Here is a 25,829-nt window from a genome sequence, read left to right as displayed (position 1 = left end):
GAACCTTCGCCGACGAGGTAACCCGGACGCATGCGCACCTTCGCCGATCTTTCCGACTTGGTCACGTTGGTCGAGGACCGCGCGCCCGCGCACGAGTTGTACGTGCGCTGGTCGCAGGGGCCGCAAGCGGACAGCGACCGGCGCAGCCGGGACGGGTTGAGCGGCGTGCGGCTGCCCGGCCTGTCCGCCAACTCGCTGGCGGTCGAACCGTGGTGGGGCGGCAGGCCGCTGCGGCTCTGGGTGGCCCGCCGCCTGCACGACTACCGCCACCTCAAGGAGCGCCGCGGACCGGGCACGCGACCGTGGGTCCTGGAGGGCGCCGAGGTGGGGCGTGGGCCGGACAACGAGCCACTGGTCGAATGTCATCAACCGATCGGGTGGATCGCCGACGACGTGCTGGCCGAGTGTGAACGCCTGGTCGACGAACACGCCGCCACCAACTGGGGCCCGCTGGACCGTGAAGGTTCCTGACGTGTCACCGACGTCCCCCAATGGAGTGACAACCACGCGAACGGCCGCAGCGTAGCGTGAGAGGCCCCCCTGGGGACGGGAGGCGCCCGACGTGTCCATACTCCTGAACAAGCCCAGTCCGAGTGATGCCATCAAGTCCTCGACGCTGAACCTCACCAAGTGGGCCACGTACCTCGTCACCACCATCGGCGGCCTCACGGCTGTCATGGGCCTGGCGGCGGAGGTGAGCACCAATCAGGACAACCAGCAGCCGGCTGCCGTGGTCGACGAGGATCCGTTCGGCTTCAACGACTCCCAACGCCTGGTCATCATCGTGGCACTGGTCGCGTCCCTCACGATCGTCTACGCCGCCGACCTGATGGCCCGCGCCGTGGCCACGTCCCGGATAGCGTCCTCCCCTGTCCACGCCTTGACCAACATCCCTGCCGCCAGGACCGGCGTCGAGCCCGATCGGGCCAGCGGCTACGTCGTGGCCATCCGGTCCGGTGACGGCGCGATGCTGTTCCACGACCAGGACAACCTCTCCGGTGGTGGTGTCTGGATCCTCCCGCAGGACCTCGACTTCGGCTGAGCCCGTCGCTGCCTAACCGACCGTGAACGCCCTGGTCGTGCCGCTGAACGGGGTGATCGCGCCGGTCCAACCGCTCTTCCAGTCGCCGTGGTGCACGATGCGGTACGTGCCCGCCGGGGTGTCGGCCGGGATGGTCCACGTGATCGTGGCGTTCGAGTTCGCCACCCCCTCGCGCTGCCAGCGGTACCGGGTGGACCAGTCGCCGTCGTCGGCGTGCCGCTGCCACGTGCCGCCGACCAGGCGCTGGACCTCCAGGAACGTGCCGTTGCGGTGGAGGTCGTTCTTCGGGTGCCCGGTGACGAACACCGCCGTGGCGGTCTGCCCGCGCGCGTAGGCGGTGGCGGGCTGGGTGAGCACCTGGCCGAAGGAGTGCCACGGCGCCTTGTCGTCGAACACCACCCCGGTCTGGAGGTTGATCCCGGTGAACGGCGGCTTGGTCGGCGTCGCACCCGGCGGGAGCGGTGTGCCCGCGCGCAAGGACGCGGCGAGTGCGGCGAACTCCTGCTGGTAGGCGGGCAGCGTGTTGCGGCCGAACAGCGTCGAGCCGCCCTCGTACTGCTGGAGGTCGTACTCCTCCGGCGTGGTCACGTACTGGCTGTAGTCGTTGGCGTAGCCCTGCACCAGCACGTTCTCCAGCGCCACACCGGCCTCGGCGGCGACCGCGCGCCGGATCCGCAGGCCCGCCACGATCGTCACCTCACCGGGCACGGCGACCAGGTGCAGCGGTCCGATCTTCACGACCTGCAGCGGCAGCACGTTCGGGGTGGCCTGCACCAGGCCGGTCGGCACCAGCGACGCCTTGGGGTACTGGCAGTCCCGCAGCCACTGCGGCACCTCGACGTCCAGCGGCTCGAACAGGGCCTTCAACGGGCTCGTCATGCCCTCGCGGAAACCGGGGATCGCCGGACCGTCCTCCACGCTGCCCGCCATGGTGGACGCGCCGACCACGCCCGGGCACGTCGTACCCGGTCGCCCGTCGGTGGTGTACCGGCCGTCGACGGCGACCGCGGCCATGTCCACGAACCGCATCCGGTAGTCCACCGAGCCGGTCACCGGCGTCTGCGGACCCGCGAACACCTGCTGCGCCTTGCGGTTCTGCCGCTCGCCGATGATCCGGGTGTTCTCCACCTCGTCCTCGGTCGGGCCGGAACCGGGGCGCAGGTTGAGGTTCGGCGACATGTCGCCCGCATTGGTGTTGGGGAACGCGGCGACGAAACCCGGCCGGTCCTCCAGGTACCGCACGCCCCGGTCGTCGTGCTCCCACTGGTAGGACGCGTATCCCTTGTTGTCCGGGCTGATCAGCGTGTTCTTGTTGGTCATCGACGTGTTGTGGGTGGCGAACCAGCTGATCGCGCCGACGTCCGCGCCGTTCTGCCGCAACCGCAGCACGGTCATGGCCGGGTCGATGGCCTGCGGGAAGTGGCCCTTGTCGGGGTTGCGCTCGAACGCGATCCGCGAGCGGTTCACGCTGGCGTCGGTCAGCTCGCCGCGGCCCAGGGACAGCTGCCCCGGCTTGAGGTCCTCGTGCGCCCGCACGACCGATTCCGTGATGCCGTCGGTGATCGCGGCCAGCGTCTGCGGCTGCATGCCGAGGATCGAGAGGTTGTAGGCGAGGTTGTGCGAGTAGCCGCCGGGTCCGGCGTGCGTGTGGGTGGCGGACAGCAGCACGTTCTCCCGGGTGTAGAGCGCGCCGTAACGGTCCTGGAGCTTGGCCAGCACCGCTTCCTGCACCGCCCGGAAGATCATCGCGAGGTCGGCGCTGACGTACGCGACGCGTTTGCCGGTGGTCTGGTCGACCACCACGAACGCGCGTGAGCGCTGGCGCTGGTGGATGCCGGTGGTCTTCTGGTCGAACGCCGAGTACCCCATCATCCCGTTCTCGGCGGCCGGCCCGGTGACGTCGGAGATGCCCCGCCCCACCAGGTACGGCTCCGGCGCGGCGTCTGCCACCGGCAGTCCGACCACGACCAGCGCGCCGACCAGTGCCGTTGCCGCCAACGACCGTCGAGAGACCCGCATCCGCACTCCTAGAGCCGTGATACGCGAAACGTCTTCACCTTACTCGACGGTAGGTGATCCAGGCCACTCGGGGCAAGCCGTGGCCGGTTCCCCGGTCGGGCACGCGCAGCTGGACTTCGGGTGTCGGTGGGCGTCGTTAGGATTCCGACCCGATCTTGGGGGGAATGTGGACGACGTCATCGTGGATCTGTGCCGGGCGCTGTTCGGGAGGGCCGAGTGGCAGTGGCGGCAGATCGTCCACCGGGCTTCGTTCAGCGAGGGCGGCACGTCGTCCCGGACGGCGCTGGACGGCGACGGGAAGCTCGGCCGGGATCCGGACCGGTTCGGCAACGGCCCGGGGCAGGCGTTGTTCGAGCGCTTCGGCGACGCCGTCCTGGAGCTGCGGGTGAACCCGGACAACACCTACGAGGCCGTGGTGGTGCGGGGCATGTCCCAGCAGACCGCGACCTTGCCGCCCACCTACGTGCGGGTGCTCGACCCGGCCCGCCGGCCCGCGGCGCCGCCGCTGCCACCCTCCGCACTCCCGCCGGCCGGTGACCCGGCGCGGGTGCCGGACCTGGTCGCCGAGTACGCCGCGCTGTTCGAATCGATCACCGGCACCGCGCCGCGGACCGAGCCGCCCGCCAGCGGGCAGGCGCTGGTCGAGGTCGAGGAGCGGTTCGACGTCGTGCTCCCGGCCGACCTCCGCGCGCTCTACCTGCTCGGGGACGGCACCGTCGAGCCGCCCGGGCCGCTCGGTCTCCCGCTCCTGCCCCTGGACCGGATCGAAGGCGCGCGCAGCGCCATGGAGTGGACCGGCGGTTTCCACGACTTCCACCCGGACGAGTGGGCCGAGGAGGTCGTGTACGACGGCCCGGTCGACGCGGTCCGGACCGGCTGGTGGCACCCCGGCTGGGTGCCGGTCGCGAGCAACGGCCACCTCTTGTTCATCGTGGTCGACCTGGCGCCGGGACCGGCCGGCCGGCCGGGACAGGTCCTGCTGGCCGACACCCAGGACGGGCACCTGCGGTACCTCGCGCCGTCGGTCACCGCGTGGCTGGAACAGGTCCTCGACCGGTGCGGGGCGGGCGAATACCGGCGGCTGCCCGACGGCGCCGGGTTCGTCCCCACCTGGCGGCGCCCGCCCGGCACCGAGCTGCGCCTCTCGCTGGACGGGACGGACCTCGCCGCCGCGCTGGCGTCGACCGAGGACCTCGACGAGGTGCGGACCGTGACGCTGGTGGACGCGACCGGCGCCGACCTGACGCCCCTGGCCGCGCTGCCCGGGCTGCGGCACGTGTCGGTGACCGCCTCGGAGATCGACCTCATGCCGCTCGCGGGGCTGCCCCTGCGCTCGGCGCGCATCCGCGGCGGCGCGGTGGTCGAGGTGCCCGCCTGGTCCGGCCTGGTCGAACTGGACCTCGGCGACGCGACGGCGACGAACCCCGGCTCGCTGCCCGCGGCCGCCTACCTCGTGCTGCACGACGACCAGTGGCGGCGGCTGCCCGCCCCGCCCGAGGGACTGGCCGCCGGCGCGTTGGTCGGGCAGGACTCACTCGCCCGTGCCGTCGAGTGGGCGGAGTGGCTCGGAGCGCCGGTGCCCGCCGACGTCCTGCGCGGGACGTTCTAGCCGACGCCCGCCGCCCGCTGCCCGCCGCACGAGCAGGTCGACGCACGAGCAGGTCGACGCCGTCCGACGTGCCCGCGGGCGGCGCTAGGGTCTCGGCATGCGCACGGTGGCCGTCCTCGCCCTCGACCGGGTCGTCCCGTTCGACCTGGCCACGCCGATCGAGGTGTTCACCCGCACCCGGCTGCCCGACGGCGGCCCCGCCTACCGCGTGCTGGTCTGCGGCGCCACCCCGACGGTCGACGCGGGCGCGTTCACCCTCCAACCGCCGTGGGGCCTGGACGCGCTGGCCGACGCGGACACCGTGATCCTGCCCGGCTGCGCCGACGCCACCGCGCCGGTCCCGGACGAGGTGCTCGACGCCCTCCGGCGCGCCGCCGCCGGTGGGGCGCGGATCGCCTCCATCTGCTCCGGCGCGTTCATCCTCGCGGCGACCGGCCTGCTCGACGGGCTGCGCGCCACCACACATTGGGCGGGCGCCGCCGCGCTGGCCGCGCGCCACCCCGGGATCGACGTCGACCCCGACGTCCTCTACGTGGACAACGGCCGGTTGCTCACCTCGGCGGGCGCGGCCGCCGGCCTGGACCTGTGCCTGCACCTGATCCGCCAGGACCACGGTTCCGCGGTCGCGGCGGACGCCGCCCGCCTGTCGGTGATGCCGCTGGAACGGGAGGGCGGGCAGGCCCAGTTCATCGTCCACGAGCAGCCGCCCACACCACGCGGCTCGGTGCTGGAACCCGTGCTGCGCTGGATGGAGGACAACTGCGCGCGCGACCTCGGCCTGGAGGAGATCGCCGCGCACGCGGGCATGAGCACCCGCACCCTGAACCGCCGCTTCCGCGAGCAGACCGGCACCACTCCGGTGCGGTGGCTGCACCGCACGCGGATCCGCCGGGCGCAGCACCTGCTGGAAGCCACCGACCACCCGGTCGACCGGATCGCCGCACGGGTCGGCTTCGGCTCCCCCACCGCGTTCCGCGACCGGTTCAAGCGCGTCGTCGGCACCAACCCCCACGCCTACCGCACCGCCTTCCGCGGTGCGGCTCAGTCGACCCCCGCGTAGGAGTGCAGGCCGACCGCGACCAGGTTGACGAAGAACAGGTTGAACAGCACCGCGACCATGCCGACGACGTTGAGCCACGCCGAGCGCCGGCCACGCCAGCCCACCGTGGCGCGGGCGTGCAGGTAGGCGGCGTAGCAGACCCACGACACGAAGGCGACCGTCTCCTTCGGGTCCCAGCCCCAGAACCGGCCCCACGCCTGCTCCGCCCACACCGCGCCGGTGATGATCGCGAACGTGAGCGTCAGGAACCCGACCGCGCCTGTGCGGTAGGCGATCTTGTCCAGGTGTTCCGCTGGTGGCAGCCGGGGGTTCGGCCTGCCCTTCCGGCTGAACTCGCCCGAACTGGCCAGGTGCAGCGCGCTGACCACACCGGACAGCAGGAACACGCCGGCCGCCATGATCGCCGCGGCGACGTGGACGACGATCCAGAACGAGCGCAGCGGCGGCACGAGCGGCGCCGCCTCGGCGTAGAGCCGGTTGCCCGCCAGGAACAGCAGCGACGCGATCGGCAGCAGCACGAACACCGACAGCCGGCGCACGTCGTACCGGGACACCAGGTACAGCCACGCGACGACGGCGATCAACCCCACCGCCGACAGGTACTCGTACATGTTGCCCCACGGCACGCGGCCCGTCGCGACACCGCGCAGCACCACCGACCCGAGGTGCAGCAGCCCGCCCAGGACGGTCGAGGCGACACCGCAACGGCCGAGCCGCACGGCGAACGCGGGCGGGTTCGCCGCGTGCCGGGCCAGGGCGTACTCCGCCGAGCAGAGCAGGGCGGCGAGCATGTAGACGCCGAACGCGCTGGTGAACAGCCAGTCGCTGAGCAGGGCGGACGCGGCGAGGCGGTCACCCATGGCCGGCCCACAACTGGTTGAGCCGCAGGATCATCACCGGCACGCTCAGGCAGGTCACGGTCAGCACGCCCGCGCCCCACCGGGACCGCTCGGCCACCGACCACACCGCACCCAGCGGCAGCACGACCGCCACCCCGATCAGGTAGCCGACGAACGTCGCCCGGTCCAGTTCCCGGTCCGAGCCGAGCATCGCCACCACGCCGACCGCGGCCTGCACGAGCAGCCCCGCCTCCAGCAGCAGGACGACCCCCGCCAGCCCGAGCGTCGGCTTGGTGCGCAACGTGATCGGGTGGTCGAGCACGGCCAGCACCAACGCCCAGGCAGCGGCGGCCAACGCGACGACCGTCAACGCGGTCGCCAGGACTTCGATCATCGAGAAACCCTTCCGAACTGACTACTACGCAACGTAGCACTACACGTTGTAGTAGCCAGCGGGGAGGGGTCACCACACCAGGAAGCTCATCGGGGTCGAGACCAGCACCAGCCCTCCGACCACCGCGGACCACCGGAGGACCGCGGGCAACGGCGGCAGACCGGCCAGGCGGTCCAGCCGTGCCTCGACCGCGACGTCGGCCGCACCCAGGGCGCCCTCGGGCGGGCGCGCCGAGCCGAACCTGCGCAGCGCCGCGGCGAGCGGCTGGGCGCCGTGGCGCAGGCTCGCGCTCTCGTCGGCCCGCATCTCCACCAGCAACGCCACCGCCCGCGCGACCGACCGCACCAGCCGGACCTTCGGCAGCACCGAGCACAACGCGCTGAACGGCAGCAGCACCAGGTCGTGCCGCTCACGCCCGTGCGCGTGCTCGTGGCCGAGCACGGCGTCCACCTGGTCGCGGGTCAACGCGGTCAGCGCGCCCGAGCTGAGCACGACGGCCGACCGCGCGCCAGGCACGCAGTAGGCGACCACGTGCGGGTGGTCAAGCACGAACGCGCCGGGCGCGGCGTCGTCGCGACGGGCCACCAGCGCCAGCACGTCGCGGTGCCGCCGCCGGACCCGCAGCACCGAGCGCCACGTCCACAGCAGGCCGATCACCAGGTCCAACGCGGACAGCAGACCGAGCACCACCAGCACGGCGAGCGGCGTGACGTCGCCGCGCACCGCGTCGTCCACCCACCGTCCCAAGGCGATCGGGATGGGCGCGTCGTAGGGCGCGAGGCCGAGGGCGAGCAGCAGTCCGACCGCGGACAGCGCCCACGACAGGCCGAGCATCTGCCACAGCAGGATCCCGGTGCGCGGTGCGCGCCACACCCACCGGGCACGGGCGAGCGGGCCCGCCGCCGCCACGCTCAGCACCAGCGTCACCGCGAGGTGCAGCGCGGCGTTCACCGCTCGTCCAACGCCTGGCTCAGCGCTTCGGCCTCGGGCGCGGTCATCGACTGCGCGAAGTGCGCCAGCGCCGTCTCCCGGTCGCCGGTCAGCGACAACGCGTCCAGCATCAGCCGGGCGACGTACTGCTCGCGGCTGGCGACCGGCGCGTAGTACCAGGCGCGGCCCTCCCCGGCCTCGCGGCGGACGAAGCCCTTCTTCGCCAACCGGTTCAGGACCGTCATCACGGTCGTGTAGGCCAGGTCGCGGTCGGCCAGCGCGCGCACGACGTCCCGCACCGCGACCGGCTCACCGCGGTCCCACAGGACGTCCATCGCGGCCCGTTCCAACTCGCCGAGCCCCTTCACCGCCACCCTCCACCCGTCACGTAGTGATGGTACGAGGCACGGCGCCGGGCGGGATCACGCGGCGCTGATGTTGACCATCCAGGACACGCCGAACCGGTCCTGGCAGGAGCCGTACTCGTCGCCCCACATCTGCTTCTCCAGCGGCATCGTGACGTTCCCGCCGTCGGCCAGCTTCTCGAAGTAGCCGCGCAGCTCGTCGGCGTCGTCGCCGCTGAGGCAGATGGTGATGTTGTCGCCGGGGTTGTGCGGCATCCCGGGCGGGGTGTCGGCGCCCATCAGCGTGTAGCCGCTCGGCGTCTCCAGCTGGCCGTGCATGATCTTCTCCGCCTCGGGCGCGCCCGCCGCGCCGTACTCGCCGTACGTGTTGAACGACAGCGTGCCGCCGAACACCGATTCGTAGAACTCCATCGCTTCGCGGGCGTTTCCTGCGAAGCTGACGTACGGGTTGAGTTGTGAGGTCACCGGGTCCTCCTCGGGTCGTTCGAGCGGGCTCATCCTGGCAGCACGGACCGACGATCGCAGGGCGGAGGAAGGTTCCGGGGTGGGCAACGCGATCACCGTCTACGTGTCCTCGCCCGGCGACGTGCCCGACGAGCGGGCGGCGGTGCTGGAGGTCGTGCGGCGGCTGAGGTTCGACCCGTTCCTCGACCCCGGCACGGACCTGCGGGTGGCCAGCTGGGACAACCCCGACGCGCCGGTGCCGCTGCTGGTCTCCGAGCACCCGCAGGACACCGTCGACTCGGTGCAGGGGCTGCCGTCGGCGAGCGACATCGTGGTCGCGGTGCTGTGGTCGCGGCTCGGTTCGCCGGCGCGGGGCGCGGCGTCGGGCACGGTCTGGGAGTTGGAGGACGCGCTGCGCCCCGGCGGGCCGGACGTGCTGGTCTACCACAAGACCGCGCCCGCGACCGTAGTGCTGGGCGACCCGGACTGGCACGCCAAGGCACAGCAGTACCAGGCCCTGGGCGAGTACCTCGACACGCTGCGCGGACGCGGCGTGGTGCAGGAGTTCGCGGACCTCGGCGAGTTCCGGTCCCTGGTGGACGCCCACCTGCGCGGGCTGATCGCGCGCCGGACCCGCCCCGCCGGGCCGCGGCGACCGCGCTGGGACGCGTCCCGCTCGCCCTACCCCGGGTTGCAGGCGTTCACCACGGCGGACGCCGACACGTTCTTCGGGCGTGACCGCGAGGTGGACGCCCTGGTCGAGCTGGTCCGGGCGCACCGGCTGGTCACCGTGGTCGGACCGAGCGGCTCGGGCAAGTCGTCGCTGATCGGCGCCGGGTTGCTGCCGAGGTTGGCGGACACCGGGTGGCGCACGCCCGGTCACGACGGCGGCACGTGGTCGGGTCACCGGATCACGCCGCGCGGCATCGCCGCCGGGCAGGAGCTGCCCGAGCCCGCCGACGCCCGCACGGTGGTGTTCGTCGACCAGTTCGAGGAGGTCTTCGGCCCGGCCGCGCAGCCGCACCGGCAGGCGCTGCTCGACCGGCTGGTGGAGCTGGCCGACTCGGGCGGCGCGACCGTGGTGGCGAGCCTGCGCGCGGACTTCCTCGGCTCGGCGCTCGACCACGAGGGGCTGGCGCGCCACCTGCGGGCGGCGATGCTGCCACTGGGCCCACCGGACCTGTCGTCGGTCACCGAGATCATCCGCAGGCCGGCCGCGCTGGCGGGGCTGCGGTTCGACCGCGACCTGCCCGAGCTGCTGCTGGTGCACGCCCGACAGGAGCCGGGCCGGTTGCCGTTGCTCGCGTTCGCGCTCAACGAGCTGCACCTGCGCCGCGACGGCGACCGGTTGACCATGGCGGCCTACCAGGAGATCGGCGGGGTCGAGGGCGCGATCGGGCAGCTGGCCGAGCGCGCGTTCCAGGCGCTGCCGCCGGACGTGCGCGACGAGTTCGGCCCGGTCCTGCGCAAGCTGGTCGAGGTGGACGAGGTCGGCGGGCCGGTGCGCGGCCGGGCGGCGTTGGCCGAGCTGTCCTCGCCGCGGCGCAGGGCGTTGGTCGACGCGCTGGTCGACGCACGGCTGCTGGTCACCGGGCACGGCCCCGAGCCGTTCGTGGAGCTGGCGCACGAGGCGATCTTCCGCGGCTGGCCGAGGTTGACGCGCTGGCTGGACGCCGGGCACGAGGACATGCTCGCGGTCAACCGGATGCGGCGCGCGGCGGCGGACTGGGCGCGCAGCGGGCGCGACGCGCTGTTCCTGTGGCCGCAGGAGCGGATCGAACCGGTCGCCGCGGCGGTGCGCAAGCTCGACGCCGCGCTGGACGAGCGGGAGCGGGAGTTCCTGCGGCCCGAACCGGAACGCCTGCTGGAGGAGCTGACCACGCCCGACCTGCCGCACGCGCGGCGGCGCGAGGTCTCCGCGCGGCTCGCCCGGTTGGGCGATCCACGCCCCGGTGTCGGCGTGGTCGACGGCCGGCCGGACATCGTGTGGTGCCGGGTGCCCGGCGACCCGCCGCTGTGGATCGCGCGGTACCCCGTCACGGTGGCGCAGATCGACGCGTTCCGGCGTGGCCAGTACCGGCCGACCGTCGCGCAGCCGACCGGGCTGGAGGGGCACCAGCCGAACGCGCCCGCCACCGGCACGTGGGGCGAGGCGGTGGCGTTCTGCCAGTGGGTGAACCTCTCGGTCGACCCGGCGTGGCCCGAGGGCTGGGTGGTGCGGCTGCCGACCGAACGGGAGTGGGAGCGCGCGGCGGGCGGCGGGTCGACCTCCTACCCGTGGGGCGACGACTGGCGCGACGACCACGCCAACACCGGCGCCTCCGGCCTCGGCGGTCCGATCGCGGTGGGCATGTACCCGCTCGGCCGATCCCCGGCCGGTGGCGCGTCGGACATGATCGGCTCGGTCTGGGAGTGGTGCGAGGACGACCCGGGCGCCGGACCGACGACGGAGGGTGTGCACGTGCTCAAGGGCGGTTCGGCGCGGGAGCACCCCGACCGGTGCGTGGTCCACGCGAGGCAGGTCATGCGCGGCGACGTCGTGCGGGACGACCGGGGTTTCCGACCGTGCGTCGGCCCGCCGCTCTGGTCGGGTGGTGCCCGGTGAGGGAACCACTCGTGCCGGTCGACCGGGTCGAGCTCGTCCCGGGCGGGGTGCGGGCGACCGTGTACGTCGACCGGGTGAGCACGGGCGACGACCGCGAGGAGGAGGTCTGGGTGCTCGCCACCCGCGGCCTGGAGGCGGTCGACTCGCCCGAGGTGGTCGTCGCGGTGCGCCGGGACGGCCCGCCGCCCGAGCAGCTGTTCGACATGTTCCGGTCGATCCACGACCACGCGGCGCGCGGCGCGGCCCTGGCGGCCGGTGATGCGCTGGAGGTCCGCCCGGGCACCTTCGACCTCGATCCCCGGATCAGCGGGTTCCTGTGCCTGCCCTACCGGCTGCACGACCCGCGGCTGCCCCTGATCGAGGACCTCGAGATCGAGGGCCACGAGCGGACGCCGCTGCTGCTGGTCCCGGTGCTGGACCGGGAGTACGAGGCCGCGCAGCGGTACGGCCACCTCCGCGTGCTGGCCCTGCTGGGCAAGCTGACCGGGGTGTTCCCGCACCCGTGGTGGTTCGACAGCCGCCGCCCGGTCGTGATCGAGCCGGAACCGACGCACCCCGGTGCCGCCACCTTGTTGTCCCGGTACGACCTGCCCACGGCGCACGTGCCCTACCTCAACGTCGTCCACGTCGGACCGCAGGTGCGGTTGTCGCTGTCCGAAGGGGACTGCGTGCGGCTGCACGCCCTGCTGTCCGACGCGCCCGACACCCTGGTGCTGCTGCCCGGTCCGGGTGAGTCCGAGGACGCCCGGTTCGTCTGGCGGGCCGGTCAGACCGGGCCGGAGGCGATCATGTTCGCCACCGACTCGGTCGTGCACGGCGACCTCGTCATCGGCGTGAACTTCCTGGTGCTGCTGCACGGCGACATCGAAGTCGGTGCGGTGCACCAGGAGGACGGGTACACGCTGATGATGCCCGCCGAGCTGTGGCGGCGGTTCCTCGACGCCCTGGCGGACCGGCGCGAGTTCAGCTGGCGCGCGTCGGGCCGGGAGGTCGTCCTGGAGCCCTACCCCCAGCGGTACGTCTCGCCGTTCGGGGTGGTCGTCGAGAGCCCGGACGGCTATCCGCCGTACCGCCCCAAGCCCAGGGCGGGCGAGCGCACCGGCCCGACGGTCCCGCTGTACAACGTCCGGCTGGACGGCATCCACCTGCTGACCGACCAGCACGTCATGGAGCGCGAGGTGTCGGCCGACGAGGTCGCCCGGTTGATCCAGGACGCCTGCCAGGTGGTGGACGACGCGCTGGACGGCGTACCGCACCGGGTCCAGGACATGCTCCTGCACTTCCGGCTCGTGCCGGGGGCGCCCTCGTGGATCGGGTTGGCCGTGCGGCCGGACGAGCCGGAGGTGCTGCCCCAGGACTTGGCCGAGCACGTGCTCGCGCGGTTGAACGCGCTGCCCGCGCCGGCCGTGCGCCACCACGAGGTCAGGTTCGAGGCGAGTCTGGACGTGGTGCGGGACTGAGCTACTGGACGTCGCCGGTGGTGGCCGAGCGGACCGGGCCGGAGGACAGGTCGCCGGGCGGGATGCCGGGGTGGTGGCCGGATCGCGCGCCGGGAGCGGGAGCGGTCGGTGCGAGGGACAGGCGGGAGACGATCCGGTAGCGGTCGCCGCGGTACAGCGAGTGCACGTACTCGACCGGGCGGCCGGTGGTGTCGTTGGTCAACCGCTCGAACAGCAGCGCGGGCGCGAACACCGGCACGCCGAGCAGCTCGGACTCGGCGTCGTTGGTGACCGTGGGCTCGATGGACTGCACCGCGTCGCTGACGCGCACGCCGTGGTCGGCCAGCCGGTCGTAGAAGTTGCCCGACTCCATGTCCTCGACCGTGAGACCGGGTGCGACGGCCACCGGGACGTGCAGGTACTCGATCGCCATCGGCGCGCCGTCGACCAGGCGCAGCCGGGCGATGTAGGTGATCTCGGCGGCCGGTGAGACGCGCAGCCTGCGGCCGACCCGCGCACCGGCCGGGATGCGGGCGTGCTCCAGCACCCGGCTGGTCCAGGCGCCGCCCGCCTGCGGCACGGTCATCGCGCGGTCGGCCGACACCAGCTCCTGGGTGATCTTGGCGGGCGCGACGAACGTGCCGCGGCCGTGCTGGCGGATCAGCAGGCCGGTGTTGACCAGTTCGTCCACCGCCGAGCGCAGCGTGGGCCGGGACACCGAGAGCTGTCGGCACAGCACGCGTTCGGCCGGGATGGGCGCGCCCGGCGCGTGCGTCTCGATGAGTTCGAGCAGGTAGTCGCGCACCCGTTCGCGTTTGAGGATCGGTTCGGCCATGCCGCCTCGCTTCGTCTTGCCGGTCACCGACAGTATGTCAGACCAGTGGTCAGGTCTGGTCTGACGCGACAGGAGAACGCTCTCATGGCTGTGAACTGGGTGTTGACTGCCACATTGGTCTATGCCATCTTCGACAAGCTCCACCCAGGTTTACCAATTGGTCAGCTGAGAGGTGAGACGTGCCGAACCGACCCGCCACCTTCGTCCTCGCGTCGTTGCTCGCCCTGTCCGCCTGCGGTTCCGACCCGGGCGCGTCCGGCGGGAAGCAGGACATCACCGTCTGGCTGATGAAGGACTCCGCCACCGACGACTTCGTCAGCCGCTTCGAGACCGAGTTCGAGCGCGAGCACCCCGAGCTGGACCTCGACGTCCAGATCCAGGAGTGGAACGGCATCACGCAGAAGGTGACCGGTGCGCTGGCGAGCACCGACCCGCCGGACGTCATCGAGGTCGGCAACACCCAGGTCGCCCAGTACGCGGCCAGCGACGGGGTCACCGACCTGTCCGGCAAGGTCGCCGAGCTGGGCGGCGAGGACTGGATACCCGGTCTGGCCGAGCCGGGCGCGGTGGACGGCAGGCAGTTCGGCATCCCGTTCTACGCGGCGAACCGGGTCGTCATCTACCGCAAGGACCTCTTCGAGGCGGCCGGCGTGGCACCGCCGAAGACGCGCGAGGAGTGGCTGGCCACCACCGCGAAGCTGGACGAGGGCGACACGCAGGGCATCTACCTGCCGGGCCAGAACTGGTACGTGCTGTCGGGGTTCGTCTGGGACGAGGGCGGTGACCTCGCCCGGAAGGATGGACAACAGCGGAAGGGCGAGGAGTGGTCCGGGGCGTTGAACACGCCGCAGGCGTTGGCGGGCGCGGACTTCTACCGGCGGTTGCAGGCGTTGGGCGACGGGCCGAAGGACTCCGACGAGGCCAAGCCGCAGCAGACCGACGTGGTCGCGGGCGGGCAGGTCGCGCAGTTCATCGCGGTGCCCGGCGCGGCGAAGCTGGTCGCCAAGGCCAACCCGGAGCTGGCCGACCAGCTCGGCTTCTTCCCCATCCCCGGCAAGACCGCCGCCACGCCGGGCGCGGTGTTCACCGGCGGCTCGGACCTGATCGTCCCCCTGGCCTCACCGCGCCAGGACGGCGCGTACGCCGTGGTCAAGGCGTTGGCCGGGGAGAAGTGGCAGGTCGAGCTGGCCAAGGCGATGGACTACGTGCCGAACCGGACCTCCCTCGCGGGTGCGGTCGGTGACGACCCCGGCGCGGCGGCGATGGCGGCGGGCGCGGTCAACGGGCGCGCCACGCCGAACTCGCCGAACTGGGCCGCGGTCGAGGCGCGCAACCCGATCAAGGAGTTCCTGACCGCGGTCCTGACGGGCGCCGACCCGGCGACGGCCGCGGCCGAGGCGGACGAGGTCATCACCCAGGCGCTCAACTCGGGCGCCTAGCATGACCACGACGCTGAGGCGGGCGGTCGAGCACCGCCCGCCGCCCCCTCCCCCGCCGCGACGCCGTCGCACGTCGTGGTGGCCGTACCTGCTGATCGCGCCGACCGTGGCGGCGACCGGGTTCCTGCTGCTGTACCCGTTGGCGCGCAACGTCGTCATCTCGGTGCAGGAGTTCGGGCTGCCCCAACTGGTGCGCGGTGACGCGAGGTTCGTCGGCCTGGCGAACTACGCGCGGGTGCTGGGTGACCCGGAGTTCTGGGCGGTGGTGCGGCGGACGCTGCTGTTCACCGCGATCAACGTCGTGCTGATCATGGTGCTGTCCACGCTGGTCGCGCTGCTGCTGGTGCGGCTCGGCAGGTGGACGCGACTGCTGGTGACGTCCGGGCTGGTGCTGGTGTGGGCGACACCGGTGATCGCGGCCACCACCGTGTTCCAGTGGCTGTTCCAGTCCCGGCTCGGGGTGGTCAACTGGGCGCTGGTGGAGCTGGGGTTCGAGGGCTTCCGCGACTACACGTGGTTCGCCGACGGTCCCGCCACGTTCGGCATCCTGGTGGCGTTGATCGTGTGGCAGTCGGTGCCGTTCGCGGCGCTGTCGCTGTACGCGGCGATGGTGACGATCCCGTCCGACCTGTACGAGGCCGCGCGGATGGACGGCGCGGGCGCGTGGCGGGTGTTCACCTCCATCACGTTCCCGGTGCTGCGGGCCATGTTCGGGTTGATCACCTGCCTGGAGGTGATCTGGGTGGTGAAGGCGTTCGTGCAGATCTGGGTGATCTCGCAGGGCGGTCCGGGGCAGGCGACCACGACGTTGCCGGTGTACGCGTTCCAGGTCGCGCAGTCGTTGCAGCGCTACGACCTGGGCGCGGCGGTGTCGGTGCTCATGGTGCTGCTGCTCGTGCTGGTGCTGCTCACGTACTTCCGGCAGATGTACCGGCAGGAGGACGTGTCGTGACCGGCCGGGTGCTGCGCGCGGCGGCGGCGCTGGCGGTGTTCGTCGTGTCGGTGTTCCCGGTGTACTGGATGGTGCTGACCGCGTTCAAGCCGACCCGCGACATCCAGGCGCGGACGCCGACGTTCCTGCCGCTGTCGTCGACGTTCGAGCACTTCGGCACGGCGGTGTCGGCGCGCGGGTTCTGGTCGTTCTGGCGCAACAGCCTCCTGGTCGCGAGCGGTGCCGTGCTGCTGGCGCTGGTGGTCGCGTTGCTGGCGGCGTTCGCGGTGGCACGGCTGCGCTGGAAGGGGCGGCGCGGGTTCATCCTGATGGTGTTCGTGGCGCAGATGACGCCGTGGGAGGCGCTGCTCATCCCGATCTACGTGATCGCGCGCGACACCGGGATGCTCGACACGCTCTGGATGCTCACGCTGGTCTACTTCATGATCACGCTGCCGTTCACCGTCGTGACGCTGCGCGGGTTCCTCGCCGCCGTCCCGGTCGACCTCGAAGAGGCGGCGCTGGTGGACGGGTGCACGCGGGCGCAGGCGTTCCGCCGGGTGGTGTTCCCGCTGCTCGCGCCCGGTCTGCTGGCGACGTCGCTGTTCGGGTTCATCACCGCGTGGAACGAGTTCGCCTTCGCCAACGTGCTGATCATCAAGGACCAGGACGACCGGACGCTGCCGGTGTGGCTGTCGTCGTTCAGCAACACGTTCGGCACGGACTGGGGCGCGACCATGGCCGCCTCGACGCTGTTCATGCTGCCCGTGCTGCTGGTGTTCCTGGTGCTCCAGGGGCGGGTGACCACCGGGATCGTCGGTGGCGCGGTCAAGGGCTGACACTTCGGGGGGTTATCGGTGATCGTGCCACGACCGACACGGCTGATCCGGCGGCACGGCCGGTTCGCGTTCGACCGCGACACGGCGATCCACGCCACGCCCGGCGCCCAGGGTGCGGCCCGGTTGCTGCGCGCGCTGGTGCGGCCGGCCACCGGGTTGCCGCTGCCGTCGCACGAGGACGGGCGCGTGGTGTTCGCGTTGGACGAGCGGCTGGTGGGGCTCGGCGACGAGGGTTACGCGCTCACGGTGAACGAACACGCGGTGGTGCTGCGCGCGGCGACGCGACACGGGCTGGCGCACGGCGTGCAGACCATCCGGCAGTTGTTCACGCCGACGGTGCCGGGCTCGCGGCCGGTGCCCGGTGTGGACTGGGCGTTGCCCGGCGTGGACGTTCGGGACGCGCCGCGGTTGCCGTGGCGCGGGGTGCTGCTCGACGTGGCCCGGCACTTCCAGCCGGTCGCGGTGCTGCGCCGGTTCGTCGACCTGATGGCCGTGCACAAGCTCAACGTGCTGCACCTGCACCTGACCGACGACCAGGGCTGGCGGATGCCGGTGCCGGGCCACCCGCGCTTGACGTCGGTCGGCGGGTGGCGGGCGGAGACCATGGGTGACGGCGTGCCGCACGGCGGTTCGTACACCCGCGTGGAGTTGGTCGGGCTCGTGTCCTACGCCGACGAACGCGGTGTCCGGATCGTGCCGGAGATCGAGATGCCGGGGCACGCCCGCGCCGCGCTGGCCGCGTACCCGGAGCTGGGCAACTTCCCCGCGCGGCGGCTGCCGGTGTGGACGCGGTGGGGCGTCAGCGACGCGGTGTTCGGGGTGCACGACGCTGCGCTGGACCTCTGCCGGGACGTGCTGGACGAGGTGGTGGACGTGTTCCCCGGTCCGCACGTGCACCTGGGCGGCGACGAGTGCCCCACCGCCGAGTGGGAGTCCAGCCCGAGCGCGTTGCGGCGGGTCCGCCGGGAGGGGTTGGCCGGGCCGCACGAGCTGCACGGCTGGTTCCTGCGCGCGATGGCCGACCACGTGGTCGGGCGTGGGCGGGTGCCCGTGTCGTGGGAGCCGGTCGGCGACCCGCGCGTGGTGGTGATGCCGTGGCGTGACGCGGCGGACGCGCGGTCGGCGTCGGACCTCGGGCACGACGTGGTGATGGCGCCGCACCGGTCGACCTACCTGGACTACCCCCAGTCCGATGACCCGTCCGAACCCGCCGGCCAGCCCGGCCTGGTCGTGACCGCGCACGACGTCTACCACCTGCCCCTGCCGGACGGCGTGCTCGGCGCGCAGTGCGCGTTGTGGACGGAGTACGCGCCGACCGCGCACCACCTGGAACGGCTGGCCTACCCGCGGCTCGCGGCCCTCGCCGACACGCTCTGGGCGCAACGACCGTCCTGGACCGACTTCACCGAACGGATGCACGCGCACACCGGCCGCCTGAGCGCGCTGTCCGTTCCCCTGTCGAGGAAGGAGGTCGACACCCGCTCCCCTGTCCCACCCTGCTGACTTGAGGAGAGAACCGAAGTGCACGCACGCATGATCGCCGCGATCGGGGCCGCCGCGGTGTCGGTCGCCGCGCTGGTGGCCGCACCGATGGCGTTGGCCGCCGACTCGGTCACCGCCCAGTACCGGACCAGCGCGTCCGGTGCGACGACCGACCAGGTCGAACCGTGGTTCAAGCTCGTCAACACCGGCGGCACGACCGTGCCGCTGCCGGAGTTGAAGGTCCGCTACTACTTCAAGAGCGAGGCGCCCGACGTCGGCTACCGCTTCGCGTGCTCGTGGGCGGTGCGCGGGTGCGGCAACGTGACCGGCACGTTCGGCACGCTGACCGGCGGCGCCGCCGACCGCTACCTGGAGGTCGGGTTCACCGCGGGCGCGGGCTCGCTCGGCCCGGGCGCCGACACCGGTGACCTGCAACTGCGGTTCTACCGGTCGAACTGGGGTCCGATCACCCAGTCCGACGACTACTCGTTCCGCGCGGCCGGTACCTACTCGGCGTGGTCCCGGGTGACCGTGCACCGGGGCGCCACCCTGTTGTGGGGCACCACGCCCGGCGGGACCGGCCCCACCACCACGACCACCTCGTCGTCCCCGCCGAACCCGAACGGCCCGGCGTTGTTCGACGACTTCGGCTACACCAGCTCCGGCGACTCCCGGATCGCGCAGCGCGGTTGGACGGTCCGCTCGGGTGGCGGAGGCCCGGGCGTGCCGGGCGCGGTGTGGGATCCGGCGCTGGTGACGTTCCCGACCGTGGACGGTCAGAAGTCGATGCGGTTGGAGGCGTCCAACAACGGGTCGTCGGCGCGCCAGACCGAGCTGTACCACCAGCGGAAGTTCTTCGAGGGCACGTACGCGGCGCGGGTGAAGTTCTCCGACGCGCCGGTCTTCGGGCCCGACGGCGACCACGTGGTGCAGACGTTCTTCACCATCACGCCGCTCAACAGCAACATGGACCCGGACTACGGCGAGATCGACTTCGAGTACCTGCCCAACGGCGGGTGGGGCGAGCCCGCCAACATCCTCTACGAGACCACCTGGGAGACCTACCAGAACGAGCCGTGGATCGCCGACAACATCCACACCGAGCAGCGGCGGAGCTACGCGGGGTGGCACGACCTGGTGATCCAGGTGTCCGGTGGCCGGGTGAAGTACTTCGTGGACGGCGCGCAGGTGGCCGACCACGGCGACAAGTACTACCCGGAGACCCCGATGTCGCTCAACTTCAACCTGTGGTTCATCTCCGGTGGCCTGGTCGGCACCCCCGGTGACCGCACCTACCAGCAGCACGTGGACTACGTGTACTTCGCCAAGGACCAGGTGCTGAGCCCGGCCCAGGTCCAGTCCCGCGTGAACGGCTACCGCTCCGCGGGCGTCGGGCACGTCGACACGGTGCCCGCGAGCTGAGCCGACCCGGGCCAGGCGGCGTCGTCGCCTGGCCCGGGTGCCCGCGGTTCAGGAGGCCGCCGGCTCGAAGTGCCTGCGGTGGCGCTCGACGAAGTCCCGCAGCGAGGTGCCCGGCCGGCCGGTGATCCGCTGGACCGTGTCGAACGTGGCCGCCGCCTCCGGCAACGAACCCTCCCCGGTCCGTTCGAAGACCGTGCGGACGCAGTCCATGTAGAGCGGGTCCGCTCCCGCCGCCGTCATCGCCGCGAAGAACTCCGCCGGCTCCCTCGGCTCGTACGCCCAGGCCCGTCCGGTGACGTCCGTGAGCAGGGCGGCGATCCCGCCGATGGTGGCGGTCTCCGTACCCAGCCCGTAGCTCTGCCCGTGGTGACCCGCAGGCGACCTGAGCACGGCCGCCGCGACAGCGGCGATGTCCTCGGTGTCGACCCAGCTGGTCGCGGCGTCGCCGACGTAGTGGGTGAGCACGGCCGACTTCGCGTCGCTCATCACCGGCATCAGGAGGTTCTGCATGAAGGCCGTCGGGTGGAGGTTCGTGTGCCCGAGCCCGGACCGCTCCAGGTAGGCCTCCACCACCTGGTGCCAGCCGAAGTGCACGACCGTGGTGTCCGGCTCGGCGTGCACGCCGAGGTGGACGACGTGCTCGACGCCCACCAGTCGCGCCGCGTCGACCACGGCCTTCGTCTGGCTCAGCATCCGCACGTCGTACCCGGACACCAGGAACACCCGCCGCACGTCCCGCAGCGCCGCGACGACCGGGGCCAACCCGTGCCGCGCGGCCGAGTCGAGGTCGACCTGCCGCACCTCGATCCCGCGCGCCTCGAACGCCGCGGCGGCCTCGGCGCGGCGGACCGCCGCGATCAGCCGCAGCTCACCGCCCCGGTGCGCGTCGAGCAGTCGGTTCACCACGGCTCCACCGGTCCTGCCGGTGGAGCCGAACACGAGCACGGCGGGTGGCGACATCCTGCGGATCCCCCTCGTCGAACGGATCGACCGGTTCCGGACCGATCGGTCCGCCAATCCTGTGCCCGGTCCGGCCGCCGCGTCAAGTAGACCGGACCGAACGGTCCGCTAAGCTCGGGCCGGGAGGTGGTGATGGCACGCCGACCGGCACCGGACACCCGCGACCGCATCCTCGACACCGCGGCCAGGCTCTTCACCTCGCACGGGGTGCGGGCGGTCGGCATGCAGCGGATCGTCGACGAGTGCGGCTGCGGGAAGAACCTGCTCTACCGCGAGTTCCCGAGCAAGGACGACCTGGTGGTCGCCCACCTCGCCGGGCTGCGCGCCACCTGGTTGGCGCAGGTCGAGGAGGCCACGGCGCCGTTGGCCGGCGACCCGAGGGCCCAACTGGTGGCGATCACGGAGCTGGCGGCCCGTCAGGTGCGGCAGCCCGACTACCGCGGCTGCGCCTTCCGCAACTGCTTCACCGAGTTCCCGGACCACCGGGTGGGCGGGTTCGCCGCCGACCACCTGGCGGACGTGCGCGGGCACATCGCCGACCTGGCCGAGCAGACGGGCGCCGCCCGGCCGGACCTGCTGGCGGACCGGATCTGGCTCGTGATCGAGGGCATGTACGCGAGCGCGGCGCACCCCGGCGGCGAGCGGGCGGGTGAGGTCGCGGTGGCGCTGGTCGCCGAGCTCACGGGTGCCGTGCCGCCCGCCGGCCGCGCGGCACGTCCGGTGTGACCGGGACACCCCCGAAGTCGCCCTCGCGCGGGCAGGGGGTCGAATGCGAAACTCTTCCGCCTATGCCGCAGATCACTCGTGGGACGCGGGCGGGGTACGCGACCGGGTCGTTCGTCACCGGCGCGTTCGGCACGGTGCCCGGCCTGCTGTTGCTGCCGTACCTGACCGACAGCCTCGCCGTGCCCGCCGCCGTCGCCGGTCTGCTGGTGCTCGTGCCGAAGGCGTGGGACGTGCTGTTCAACCCGGTGGCCGGTCGGATCAGCGACCGTGCCGGGGTGCGGCGGCCCTTCCTGCTGCGCGGCGGCGTCGTGACCGCGGTGTTGTTCGCGCTGCTGTTCGCCGGGCCGTTCACCGGGGCGGGCGCGGCGGTGTACGTGGCGCTGGTGTTCCTGGCTTGCGCGACGGCGTACGCGTTCTTCCAGGTCCCGTACGTGGCGATGGCCGCGGAGATCACCGAGGACTACGACGAGCGCACTCGGCTGATGGCGTGGCGGATGGCGTTCCTGGCGCTGGCGATCCTGGTCAGCGGCGCGGGCGCGCCCGCGGTGCGCGACGCGATCGGCTACCCGGGCATGGGCGTGGCGGTCGCGGCGCTGATGGTGGTCGGCACGCTGGCCACGTTCGCGGGCACGCGCGGTGTGCCGGTGTCGCGGCGGGTCTCGACGGCGGCCGGTGCGGGCGAGCTGGTGGCGGCGGTCCGCGGGTCGCGGCCGTTCCGGCTGCTGTTGGTCGTGTTCGTGGTGCAGGCCGTCGGCCTGGGCACGATGCTCGCCGGCGTCGACTACTTCGCCCGCCTGGTGCTGGGCGAGCAGGGCTTGCAGACCGCGCTGTTCGCCGGGTTCGTCGGGCCCGCGCTGCTGGTGATGCCGCTGTGGCAACGCGTCGGGCGGCGGTACGGCAAGCGGGTCGGGTTGGTCGCGGCGTCGGTGCTGTTCGCGGCCGCGGTGGCCGGGCTGACCGCCGCACGGGTGCTGCCGGTCGCGGCGGTGCTGGTGCTGATGGCCGTGATCGGCGTGGGCTACGCGGGCATGCAGGTGTTCCCGCTGGCCATGCTGCCGGACGTGATCACCGCCGAGGAACGGCGGACCGGCGCCACCCGGGCGGGCTTGTTCTCCGGGGTGTGGACGGCCGGTGAGACGTTGGGGCTGGCGCTCGGCCCCGGCGTGTACGGGCTGGTCCTCGCCGCCGGCGGGTACGTCGCGAGCACCGACGGCTCGGTCGTGCAGTCCTCCGGCGCGGTGACCGCCGCGCTGCTCGGTTTCACCGTCATCCCGGCCGTGCTGGCGTTGGCGGCCCTGCCCCTGCTGCGCGAGGAGACCGCGTGACCGACGACCTCTTGGCCGAGCTGCGCGCCCTGCGTGCCGGCGACCTGCCCACGCACGGCGGGCGGACGTTGGCCTACGTGTACGACAGCGCGTTGCCCGGCCTGGACGAGTTGGCGGCGTCCGCGCACGCCCTGGCGGCGTCGGTGAACGGGCTCGACCCGACCGCGTTCCCGAGCTTGCTGCGGCTGGAGAACGACGTGGTGCGCACGGCGGCCCGGTTGCTGGGCGGTGACGACGCGACCGTCGGCACGGTCACGTCCGGCGGCACCGAGTCGTGCCTGCTCGCGGTGGTCGCGGCACGGGACTCGCGGCCCGACGTCGCGCGGCCCTCGATGGTGGTGCCGGAGACCGTGCACGCGGCGTTCCACAAGGCCGGGCACTACTTCGGGGTGCGGGTGGTCGCGGTGCCGGTGGACCCGGAGACGTTCCGGGCGGACCCGGTGGCGATGGCGGCGGCGATCGACCCGTCCACGGTGCTCGTGGTGGCCAGCGCGCCGTCGTACGCGCACGGGGTGGTCGACCCGATCGCCGAGATCGCGGCCGCCGCCCGTGAACGCGGCGTGCGCTGCCACGTGGACGCGTGCATCGGCGGGTGGGTGCTGCCGCACGCGTCGGACGTGCCGCCGTTCGACTTCTCCGTACCGGGTGTCACCAGCATCTCGGTCGACCTGCACAAGTACGCGTACTGCCCGAAGGGCACGTCCGTGCTGCTGCACGCGTCGGCCGACCTGCGCCGGTCGCAGTACTTCGCGTCGGCGGCGTGGCCCGGTTACACGATGTTGAACTCGACCACGCAGTCCACCCGGTCCGGTGGTCCCCTGGCCGCCGCCTGGGCGGTGCTGCGGCACATCGGTGACGACGGGTACCGCTCGCTCGCGCGCCAGGCGTTGGAGAGCACCCGGCTGTTGCGTGAGGGCATCGCGCGGATCGACGGGCTGCGGGTGCTCGGCACGCCGTCGGCGACGCTGCTGGCGGTGGCGGCCGCGCGGGACGACTTCGACGTGTTCACCGTGGCCGACGAGATGAAGGCGCGGAACTGGTACGTGCAGCCGCAGTTCGCCTACCGCTCCTCCCCCGCGAACCTGCACCTCACCGTCACGGCGGCGAACGCCGGGCACGAGTCGGAACTGGTGGACGACCTGCGGGCGTCGGTGGAGGCCGCGATCGAGGCAGGACCGGTGCGGGTGGCTCCCGAGGTCGTGGCGTTCATCGGCGGGCTCCAGCCGGACTCGCTCACGCCCGAGGAGTTCGCCGGGCTGCTCGCCGCGGCCGGGATGGGCGGGGGCGAGAGCGTGCTGCCGGAGCGGATGGCGACGGTGAACGCCCTGCTCGCGGCGGCGAGTCCGGCGTTGCGGGAGCGGCTGTTGGTGGAGTTCCTGGGCGCGCTGTACTCGTGAACCCCCGGGTGTCCGCACCACTCGACCGACCGCCGTCCGATCGGGAGTGCGCCGGTCACGCGGACGGTTCGAGCAACGATCCGGGTCACGCGGGATCCGACTCCGTCCCGCGGTGGTGAGCCGGGACCGTCGCCGTCAGTCGCCGCTGACCATGTGGGTGCCCTTCGCGGACTCGTCGGTCGCCGTGAACAGGCCTCGCGCGTGCGCGGACAGCTCGTTCCAGTCGAGGCGGCCGTCGGCGTCGACGTCCATCGCCCCGAACGCCGTCTCGGCCACCTTCCGGTCCGGGATCCCCGCTCCCCGGTAGATGGCGGCGAAGGCTTCCAGGTCGATGTAACCGTCACCGTCGCGGTCGGCCACCTCGAAGTTCCCGTGCGTCGCGGACAGCCACCTCTCGACCAGCACCTCGGTGGTCACCCTCCCGGAGGTGTGGGCCTCCCGGAATTCCGCCGCACCCACCACGCCGTCGACGTCGAGGTCCGCGCCGCGGAGGTGGTCCCAGATCCCCTCGTACTTCGTGATCAGGCTCCGGGCCTGCGGCGCGTTCTCGTCGAACCCGAACTCCCTCGCCACCCCGGCCCCCATCGCGGTGAAGTCGCCCTTGCTGATCCCACCGTCGCCGTCGACGTCGAGAATCGCGAAAACCCGGTCGATGTTGTCGAGCAGAACCCGGTCCGACATGGGGATCCCCCTTCCGATCGATGACGCGGCTTGCCCCAGGAACCGCAGCCTACGGACGGATCACCACCATCAGGCAGCGGCGAATCGGGTTCGGCTCTCACTCGATGGGGTTTCCTTCCGGATCTCGACAATGACCGAGAGTGGAGATCACCGCACGAATCGCGTCGGCAGAGCTGTGGCCACCGGGGCAGCGTGGTCGGCGGTCGTCGGCGAACGGCGGCGTTACCCCGTTTGCGCGATCATGGTCGCCATGCACCTGGATCTGAGCGGGAAGACGGCGCTGGTCACCGGTTCGACGCAGGGCATCGGCGAGGCGATCGCGGCGGCGTTGGCGCGGGCGGGCGCGCGGACGGTGGTGAACGGGCGCAAGCCCGACGCGGTGGACGAGGCGGTGGCGCGGCTGCGCGCGGTGGTGCCGGGGGCGGACGTGCTGGGCGTGGCGGCGGACGTGTCGACCGCCGACGGCGCGGCCGCGCTGGCCTCGGCGCTGCCCGAGGTGGACGTGCTGGTGAACAACGTCGGCATCTTCGGCGCGCGGCCCGCGTTGGAGATCAGCGACGACGAGTGGCGGCGGTACTTCGAGGTGAACGTGCTGGCGGCGGTCCGGCTGACCCGCACCTACCTGCCGGGGATGCGGGAGCGCGGCTGGGGGCGCGTGCAGTACATCGCCAGCGACTCGGCCGTCGTGATCCCGGCCGAGATGATCCACTACGGGGTGTCGAAGACGGCGCTGCTGGGCGTGTCGCGGGGGTTCGCCAAGGAGGCGGCGGGCAGCGGGGTGACGGTGAACTGCGTGATCGCGGGTCCGACGCACACCGGGGGCGTGGAGGACTTCGTCTACCAACTGGTGGACCGCTCGCTGCCGTGGGAGCAGGCGCAGCGGGAGTTCATGCGCGTGCACCGGCCGCAGTCGCTGCTGGGGCGGTTGATCGAGCCCGAGGAGATCGGCAACCTGGTGGTGTACCTGGCCTCGCCGCAGGCGTCCGCGACGACCGGAGCTGCGGTGCGCGTGGACGGTGGTTACGTCGACTCGATCCTGCCGTGAC

24 protein-coding genes are annotated in these 25,829 nt (G+C 72.5%); 15 read left to right on the top strand and 9 right to left on the bottom strand.

What is annotated here, in order from left to right:
* Nucleotides 1-30: 30 nt before the first annotated feature.
* The gene (locus AB0K14_RS19885) at nt 31-471 is read left to right on the top strand and encodes a DUF6098 family protein (protein WP_360459874.1); all 441 of its coding nucleotides are present in this window, start codon (nt 31-33) and stop codon (nt 469-471) included.
* Nucleotides 472-562: 91 nt separating this feature from the next.
* Nucleotides 563-1,042: a hypothetical protein gene (locus AB0K14_RS19880; RefSeq protein ID WP_360459876.1), complete on the top strand. Its 480-nt coding sequence runs from the start codon at nt 563-565 to the stop codon at nt 1,040-1,042.
* A gap of 12 nt (nt 1,043-1,054) precedes the next feature.
* Here the strand turns inward: AB0K14_RS19880 and AB0K14_RS19875 are convergent, their stop codons facing one another.
* Nucleotides 1,055-3,061 carry a neutral/alkaline ceramidase gene (locus AB0K14_RS19875; protein WP_360459878.1) on the bottom strand — a complete coding sequence of 669 codons (2,007 nt, stop codon included), beginning with the start codon at nt 3,059-3,061 and terminating at the stop codon, nt 1,055-1,057.
* Between the two features lie 166 nt (nt 3,062-3,227).
* Here AB0K14_RS19875 and AB0K14_RS19870 point away from each other — a divergent pair, with 166 nt between their 5' ends.
* The gene (locus AB0K14_RS19870) at nt 3,228-4,670 is read left to right on the top strand and encodes an SMI1/KNR4 family protein (protein WP_360459879.1); all 1,443 of its coding nucleotides are present in this window, start codon (nt 3,228-3,230) and stop codon (nt 4,668-4,670) included.
* A 97-nt stretch (nt 4,671-4,767) separates the two neighbouring features.
* Nucleotides 4,768-5,730 carry a helix-turn-helix domain-containing protein gene (locus AB0K14_RS19865; RefSeq protein WP_360459881.1) on the top strand — a complete coding sequence of 321 codons (963 nt, stop codon included), beginning with the start codon at nt 4,768-4,770 and terminating at the stop codon, nt 5,728-5,730.
* Here the strand turns inward: AB0K14_RS19865 and ccsB are convergent.
* The 5 genes from ccsB to AB0K14_RS19840 all read right to left on the bottom strand — a co-directional run bounded on the left by ccsB (nt 5,712) and on the right by AB0K14_RS19840 (nt 8,723).
* On the bottom strand, nt 5,712-6,590 hold the full coding sequence (ccsB, locus tag AB0K14_RS19860) for a c-type cytochrome biogenesis protein CcsB (RefSeq protein ID WP_360459883.1): 879 nt from the start codon (nt 6,588-6,590) through the stop codon (nt 5,712-5,714). The two genes, AB0K14_RS19865 and ccsB, sit on opposite strands and share 19 nt — an antisense overlap.
* The gene (locus AB0K14_RS19855) at nt 6,583-6,963 is read right to left on the bottom strand and encodes a hypothetical protein (protein WP_360459885.1); all 381 of its coding nucleotides are present in this window, start codon (nt 6,961-6,963) and stop codon (nt 6,583-6,585) included. The genes ccsB and AB0K14_RS19855 overlap by 8 nt, the downstream gene beginning before the upstream one ends.
* Before the next feature lie 69 nt (nt 6,964-7,032).
* Nucleotides 7,033-7,914 (bottom strand): M56 family metallopeptidase, encoded by an 882-nt coding sequence (locus AB0K14_RS19850; RefSeq protein ID WP_360459887.1) that lies wholly within the window; start codon nt 7,912-7,914, stop codon nt 7,033-7,035.
* The gene (locus AB0K14_RS19845; RefSeq protein WP_360459889.1) at nt 7,911-8,267 is read right to left on the bottom strand and encodes a BlaI/MecI/CopY family transcriptional regulator; all 357 of its coding nucleotides are present in this window, start codon (nt 8,265-8,267) and stop codon (nt 7,911-7,913) included. The genes AB0K14_RS19850 and AB0K14_RS19845 overlap by 4 nt, the downstream gene beginning before the upstream one ends.
* Before the next feature lie 48 nt (nt 8,268-8,315).
* A complete protein-coding gene (locus AB0K14_RS19840; protein WP_360459891.1) occupies nt 8,316-8,723 on the bottom strand; it encodes a VOC family protein in 408 nt (135 codons plus the stop codon).
* A gap of 79 nt (nt 8,724-8,802) precedes the next feature.
* Here AB0K14_RS19840 and AB0K14_RS19835 point away from each other — a divergent pair, with 79 nt between their 5' ends.
* Both AB0K14_RS19835 and AB0K14_RS19830 read left to right on the top strand, forming a co-directional pair.
* On the top strand, nt 8,803-11,307 hold the full coding sequence (locus AB0K14_RS19835; RefSeq protein WP_360459893.1) for an SUMF1/EgtB/PvdO family nonheme iron enzyme: 2,505 nt from the start codon (nt 8,803-8,805) through the stop codon (nt 11,305-11,307).
* Nucleotides 11,304-12,767, top strand: coding sequence for a hypothetical protein (locus tag AB0K14_RS19830; RefSeq protein WP_360459894.1), 1,464 nt, complete (start codon nt 11,304-11,306; stop codon nt 12,765-12,767). Before AB0K14_RS19835 ends, AB0K14_RS19830 begins: the two co-directional genes overlap by 4 nt.
* Before the next feature lies 1 nt (nt 12,768).
* On the opposite strand, the gene AB0K14_RS19825 is transcribed toward AB0K14_RS19830, so the two are convergent.
* Nucleotides 12,769-13,581 (bottom strand): GntR family transcriptional regulator, encoded by an 813-nt coding sequence (locus AB0K14_RS19825; protein WP_360459896.1) that lies wholly within the window; start codon nt 13,579-13,581, stop codon nt 12,769-12,771.
* Between the two features lie 179 nt (nt 13,582-13,760).
* On the opposite strand from AB0K14_RS19825, the gene AB0K14_RS19820 reads away from it, so the two are divergent.
* From AB0K14_RS19820 to AB0K14_RS19800, 5 genes are read left to right on the top strand one after another with little or no spacing between them, the layout of a single operon-like run.
* Complete coding sequence (locus tag AB0K14_RS19820; RefSeq protein WP_360459898.1) at nt 13,761-15,020, top strand: extracellular solute-binding protein; 1,260 nt, start codon at nt 13,761-13,763, stop codon at nt 15,018-15,020.
* A 1-nt stretch (nt 15,021) separates the two neighbouring features.
* Nucleotides 15,022-15,972, top strand: coding sequence for a sugar ABC transporter permease (locus tag AB0K14_RS19815; protein WP_360459900.1), 951 nt, complete (start codon nt 15,022-15,024; stop codon nt 15,970-15,972).
* Complete coding sequence (locus AB0K14_RS19810; RefSeq protein ID WP_360459902.1) at nt 15,969-16,790, top strand: carbohydrate ABC transporter permease; 822 nt, start codon at nt 15,969-15,971, stop codon at nt 16,788-16,790. The genes AB0K14_RS19815 and AB0K14_RS19810 overlap by 4 nt, the downstream gene beginning before the upstream one ends.
* Before the next feature lie 24 nt (nt 16,791-16,814).
* Complete coding sequence (locus tag AB0K14_RS19805) at nt 16,815-18,293, top strand: beta-N-acetylhexosaminidase (RefSeq protein ID WP_360459904.1); 1,479 nt, start codon at nt 16,815-16,817, stop codon at nt 18,291-18,293.
* A gap of 18 nt (nt 18,294-18,311) precedes the next feature.
* On the top strand, nt 18,312-19,694 hold the full coding sequence (locus AB0K14_RS19800) for a cellulose binding domain-containing protein (RefSeq protein ID WP_360459905.1): 1,383 nt from the start codon (nt 18,312-18,314) through the stop codon (nt 19,692-19,694).
* A 48-nt stretch (nt 19,695-19,742) separates the two neighbouring features.
* Here the strand turns inward: AB0K14_RS19800 and AB0K14_RS19795 are convergent, their stop codons facing one another.
* Nucleotides 19,743-20,654 carry an NmrA family NAD(P)-binding protein gene (locus AB0K14_RS19795; protein WP_360459907.1) on the bottom strand — a complete coding sequence of 304 codons (912 nt, stop codon included), beginning with the start codon at nt 20,652-20,654 and terminating at the stop codon, nt 19,743-19,745.
* A 132-nt stretch (nt 20,655-20,786) separates the two neighbouring features.
* Here AB0K14_RS19795 and AB0K14_RS19790 point away from each other — a divergent pair, with 132 nt between their 5' ends.
* The 3 genes from AB0K14_RS19790 (at nt 20,787) to AB0K14_RS19780 (ending at nt 24,102) form a co-directional block, all read left to right on the top strand.
* Nucleotides 20,787-21,380 (top strand): TetR/AcrR family transcriptional regulator, encoded by a 594-nt coding sequence (locus AB0K14_RS19790; RefSeq protein WP_360459909.1) that lies wholly within the window; start codon nt 20,787-20,789, stop codon nt 21,378-21,380.
* Nucleotides 21,381-21,442: 62 nt separating this feature from the next.
* Nucleotides 21,443-22,705 (top strand): MFS transporter, encoded by a 1,263-nt coding sequence (locus tag AB0K14_RS19785; protein WP_360459911.1) that lies wholly within the window; start codon nt 21,443-21,445, stop codon nt 22,703-22,705.
* A complete protein-coding gene (locus tag AB0K14_RS19780) occupies nt 22,702-24,102 on the top strand; it encodes an aminotransferase class V-fold PLP-dependent enzyme (RefSeq protein ID WP_360459913.1) in 1,401 nt (466 codons plus the stop codon). Before AB0K14_RS19785 ends, AB0K14_RS19780 begins: the two co-directional genes overlap by 4 nt.
* A 135-nt stretch (nt 24,103-24,237) precedes the next feature.
* Here AB0K14_RS19780 and AB0K14_RS19775 read toward each other — a convergent pair whose 3' ends face one another.
* Entirely contained in the window at nt 24,238-24,783 is a 546-nt protein-coding gene (locus tag AB0K14_RS19775) for an EF-hand domain-containing protein (protein WP_360459915.1), read from the bottom strand.
* Nucleotides 24,784-25,033: 250 nt separating this feature from the next.
* Between AB0K14_RS19775 and AB0K14_RS19770 the strand changes: the two genes are divergently transcribed.
* Nucleotides 25,034-25,828: an SDR family oxidoreductase gene (locus AB0K14_RS19770; RefSeq protein WP_360459917.1), complete on the top strand. Its 795-nt coding sequence runs from the start codon at nt 25,034-25,036 to the stop codon at nt 25,826-25,828.
* Nucleotide 25,829 lies beyond the last annotated feature (1 nt).

It is taken from the genome of Actinosynnema sp. NPDC050801 (genome assembly GCF_040673975.1).
Classification (GTDB): domain Bacteria; phylum Actinomycetota; class Actinomycetes; order Mycobacteriales; family Pseudonocardiaceae; genus Actinosynnema.
The sequence above is the reverse complement of the archived record's forward strand: the minus strand, read 5'-3'. Positions and strand labels throughout refer to the sequence as shown.

Coding starts and splice junctions, on each gene's coding strand:
- AB0K14_RS19790 (WP_360459909.1), top strand. CDS start 20,787: ATGGCACGCCGACCGGCACCGGACACCCGCGACCGCATCCTCGACACC.
- AB0K14_RS19775 (WP_360459915.1), bottom strand. CDS start 24,783: ATGTCGGACCGGGTTCTGCTCGACAACATCGACCGGGTTTTCGCGATT.
- AB0K14_RS19785 (WP_360459911.1), top strand. CDS start 21,443: ATGCCGCAGATCACTCGTGGGACGCGGGCGGGGTACGCGACCGGGTCG.
- AB0K14_RS19815 (WP_360459900.1), top strand. CDS start 15,022: ATGACCACGACGCTGAGGCGGGCGGTCGAGCACCGCCCGCCGCCCCCT.
- AB0K14_RS19770 (WP_360459917.1), top strand. CDS start 25,034: ATGCACCTGGATCTGAGCGGGAAGACGGCGCTGGTCACCGGTTCGACG.
- AB0K14_RS19865 (WP_360459881.1), top strand. CDS start 4,768: ATGCGCACGGTGGCCGTCCTCGCCCTCGACCGGGTCGTCCCGTTCGAC.
- AB0K14_RS19795 (WP_360459907.1), bottom strand. CDS start 20,654: ATGTCGCCACCCGCCGTGCTCGTGTTCGGCTCCACCGGCAGGACCGGT.
- AB0K14_RS19855 (WP_360459885.1), bottom strand. CDS start 6,963: ATGATCGAAGTCCTGGCGACCGCGTTGACGGTCGTCGCGTTGGCCGCC.
- ccsB (WP_360459883.1), bottom strand. CDS start 6,590: ATGGGTGACCGCCTCGCCGCGTCCGCCCTGCTCAGCGACTGGCTGTTC.
- AB0K14_RS19825 (WP_360459896.1), bottom strand. CDS start 13,581: ATGGCCGAACCGATCCTCAAACGCGAACGGGTGCGCGACTACCTGCTC.
- AB0K14_RS19875 (WP_360459878.1), bottom strand. CDS start 3,061: ATGCGGGTCTCTCGACGGTCGTTGGCGGCAACGGCACTGGTCGGCGCG.
- AB0K14_RS19885 (WP_360459874.1), top strand. CDS start 31: ATGCGCACCTTCGCCGATCTTTCCGACTTGGTCACGTTGGTCGAGGAC.